4 protein-coding genes are annotated in these 3422 nt (G+C 60.8%); 2 read left to right on the forward strand and 2 right to left on the reverse strand.

Translation table 11 applies throughout. From position 1 onward, the window contains the following. Positions 1–614, reverse strand: a 614-nt coding sequence (locus tag MR935_RS05355) for an aminotransferase class V-fold PLP-dependent enzyme (protein ID WP_290571735.1), incomplete at its 3' end; no start/stop codon positions are given. After that, positions 611–850, reverse strand: coding sequence for a DUF3343 domain-containing protein (locus tag MR935_RS05360; protein ID WP_290571737.1), 240 nt, complete (start codon positions 848–850; stop codon positions 611–613). The genes MR935_RS05355 and MR935_RS05360, both read right to left, overlap by 4 nt. A 104-nt stretch (positions 851–954) precedes the next feature. On the opposite strand from MR935_RS05360, the gene MR935_RS05365 reads away from it, so the two are divergent. Beyond that, positions 955–2166: an ATP-binding protein gene (locus MR935_RS05365; protein ID WP_290571739.1), complete on the forward strand. Its 1212-nt coding sequence runs from the start codon at positions 955–957 to the stop codon at positions 2164–2166. 308 nt (positions 2167–2474) lie between these two features. Next, the gene (locus tag MR935_RS05370) at positions 2475–2951 is read left to right on the forward strand and encodes a low molecular weight protein-tyrosine-phosphatase (RefSeq protein ID WP_290571741.1); all 477 of its coding nucleotides are present in this window, start codon (positions 2475–2477) and stop codon (positions 2949–2951) included. Positions 2952–3422: the final 471 nt, after the last annotated feature.

Consider the following 3422-nt stretch of genomic DNA (forward strand, 5'->3'; position numbering starts at 1 on the left):
GTGCCCTGCGGGCCGTACAGTGCCTTGTGGCCGGGCATACACACCGCGGCCAGACAGGGGTATTTGCCCACGTTGATATCCAGTATGCCCGCCGATTGAGATGCATCCAAAATCAGCGGCACGCCCCGCGCCGTGAGCAGCGCCGCGATCTCGTCCAGCGGGGCGACAAAGCCGAATACGTTGGACACATGGTTCAGTATGAACAGCTCTGCGCCCGCGTCCAGCGCCCGCCGCGCCTTTTCCACCATTGCCCCGGCGTCCCATAGCGGCGCGTCAAGCACGGTGGGCTTTATGCCGCGCAGCATGAGCGGCCGCATGACCGCGTTGTGCTCGTATCCGCCCACGACTGTGCGCGTGCCCGGCCGCGCCAGCGCGTGGATGGCCAGATTGAGCGCGTGTGTGGCGTTCATAGTCAGTACAACGCGCGCCGGGTCGGCAAGGCCGAACAGCGCGGCCGCCTGCTCCCGGCAGGCATACATCATTTCGCCCGCGCGCATGGCGGCCGCGTAGCCGCCGCGCGCGTAGCCCGCCGCACCGCGCATCGCGCCACGCACGGCCTCCTCGACCGCGCGCGGCTTGATAAACGTGGTGGCGGCGTTGTCCAGATAGATCATCTGCCCGCCTCCTCGTCCGGTATGACATGGCAGGGCGGCGCGCCCAGCAGGCGCAGACGGTGCACGGCCTCATCCGCCCGCGCCGCCTGCACGCGCACGGCCCAGCCGCACGATTCGGTGCGGGCGTGCCGCGGCGGGCGCGTCACCTCGCCCGGAATCCCCATCTGCGTCAGGTGCCGCCGCAGACCGATCGCTTCGGTCTGGCTGCGGCATATCAAAAGAGCATAGTGGCTCATAAATCTCTCCTCCTTTTTGGCTCTATCTCATGTTATGTTGAAAAAGCCGCCGAAGTGTGATATGCTGAAACCAATCGAAAAATCTGTTTTCGGAGGAATATATAATGGAACTTACCGCCCTTTCACTGCGTGCGCGCGCACTTTCCGTGCTGCGCGGCCTGCAAAAGCACCCGCTCGTCACCCGCTATATGGACACGCTTGACGCGCTCGAGCGAGACGCCGCGCGCTTTGCCGACTGCTACGGCGCGCTGTGCCAGACGCTGCTGGCCTGCGAGGACCCGTCCCGCGCTATGCTCGACGCAGTACATTTCGATGTCAACAGCATGACCGACACGATCGCTGCGCCCACGCCCGCCGTGCTGTATGCGGCCTCGCACGACCTGGAGGTGCTCAGCGCGCTGCTCGCGCTGGACGGGGCGGTGCTCAAGGCTGCGGCTGTCTCCCGCTTCAGCGCGCCCGCGCTGCGCGAGCTGCCCGATTTCCCCGCCGCCGCCCCCCTGCCCTTTGCCGACGGCGCCGCGCTCGCCGCCTACTACCGCGCGGACGGCTACGGCTTTTTCGCACAGGCCACGGCCTTTGCCATGCAGGACGACGGACAGCTCGCCCCCATACCGCACCCTGATCCTGTCCGCCTATGTGAGCTGCCCGGCTATGCGCACCAGAAAGCACAAATCCTCCAAAACACTCGCGCCTTTCTCGCCGGGCGCGAGGCCAACAACATCCTGCTCTACGGCGACAAGGGCACGGGCAAAAGCTCGACGGTCAAAGCGGTCGTCAACGAATATGCGGACGAGGGTCTCAAAATCATCCAGATGGCGCCCCGCCACATCGCCTTCTTCCCCGCGCTTTTTGCCCAAACGCTGCGCTCGCCCTTCCGCTTCATTGTGTATCTGGACGACCTCAGCTTTGACCGCGAGGACGCGAGCTTTGCCGCGCTCAAGGCGTTTATCGAGGGCGGCCTTGCCGGCAAGCCCGCCCATCTCATCATCTATGCCACCAGCAACCGCCGCCACCTGATCCGCGAGAGCATGGCCGACCGGCAGGGCGATGAGGTGCGCGTGCGCGACACACTGGAGACAGTCACCTCGCTCTCCGACCGCTTTGGGCTGGAGATCACCTTCTCCGTGCCGGATAAGGACGAGTACCTGTATATCGTCGAGCAGCTTGCCGCCGAGAGCGGGCTTGACCTGCCCCGCGAGGAGCTGCATCTGCTGGCCGAGCGCTTCGCGCTGCGCCGCAACGGCCGCTCGCCGCGCACAGCGCGGCAGTTCATCAGTCAGCAGCTCGCCGAGCAGTTTGCAGCATCGTCCGGCTGACACGGCAGCACCGCTGTAAAACAGAAATTACCCCGCGCGCGGGGTGATTTTGCCTTTCGAGTACATAAGAATCCTTGTGGTCTTCACTTCCTAGAGCCTTCAGCCAGACGCATCGGCATCATCAAGGAAGCTGCTGCCAATAGCTCTATCCGTGATATATGTGAGTTTTTTGCAGCAGACATCAATTTAACCCCATTTGCACGGAAAGTGATAAAGATTGATGTGGATTGACAAGCTTGCTCTAAAAGTGAAAAGGCGAAATGCTCAAAACGCATGAAATGTTCACATAACTTGAGGTGTCTTTATTTATGATAAAAATTTTGTTCGTGTGCCACGGCAATATTTGCAGAAGTCCTATGGCCGAGTTCGTCATGAAGGACATGGTGGACAAGGCCGGACTGGCTTCGCGCTTCCTCATCGAATCCGCAGCCACCAGCGCCGAGGAGCTCGGAAACCCGGTCTATCCTCCCACGCGGCGCAAGCTGGCCGAGCATGGCATCGGCTGTGCGGGCAAGACGGCGCGCAGGCTCCGGCACAGCGATTACGAAAAATATGACCTGCTGATCGGCATGGATCAGGCAAATCTGCGCAACATGCAGCGCATCTGCGGCGGCGATGCAGACGGTAAGCTGCACCTGCTGCTGGACTTTGCCGGTCGTCCTGGTGAGGTCGCTGACCCGTGGTACACCGGTGATTTTGACGCGACGTGGCGGGATGTCGAGGACGGCTGCCGCGGTCTGCTGGCATACTTGACAGAGTCGGGCGGCGCAAAGCGGAGAAGCTGAGGTGCCCTGTGCCCGGCACAGATGGTCGGGCGCTATATTTTTGCAGGTTTTTTGAAAAAATACTTGCCTGTACCGCAAAGCTGTGTTAGAATAGATAAGCACTTGATTACGCTGTGCTTTGGATGCGTATCTGCGGCCCCTTGCTCACACGGGGACGAACTTGCAACTGGATGGTGTATCCTCACACAACTGAATCACGGTACACACGGAGGTGTATCGAAGTGGTCATAACGGGCCTGACTCGAAATCGTGGTCGCTATCCGGCAGCTCCCTGACCGGAAACCCTTGATTTTACGGGGGTTTTTCGGGTGTCTTTAACTGAATATTTTTCTTTGTTCTCCCCATCAGTTCTCCCCGTTTTCTGAGGTGCTGATGTTGAGATAAATACGGAGACGTATCGAAGTGGTCATAACGAGAACGACTCGAAATCGTTTGATCCGCAAGGGTCCGTGGGTTCGAATCCCACCGTCT

The organism is Agathobaculum sp., assembly GCF_022775115.1.
GTDB lineage: Bacteria > Bacillota > Clostridia > Oscillospirales > Butyricicoccaceae > Agathobaculum.

Coding starts and splice junctions, on each gene's coding strand:
- MR935_RS05360 (WP_290571737.1), bottom strand. CDS start 850: ATGAGCCACTATGCTCTTTTGATATGCCGCAGCCAGACCGAAGCGATC.
- MR935_RS05365 (WP_290571739.1), top strand. CDS start 955: ATGGAACTTACCGCCCTTTCACTGCGTGCGCGCGCACTTTCCGTGCTG.
- MR935_RS05370 (WP_290571741.1), top strand. CDS start 2,475: ATGATAAAAATTTTGTTCGTGTGCCACGGCAATATTTGCAGAAGTCCT.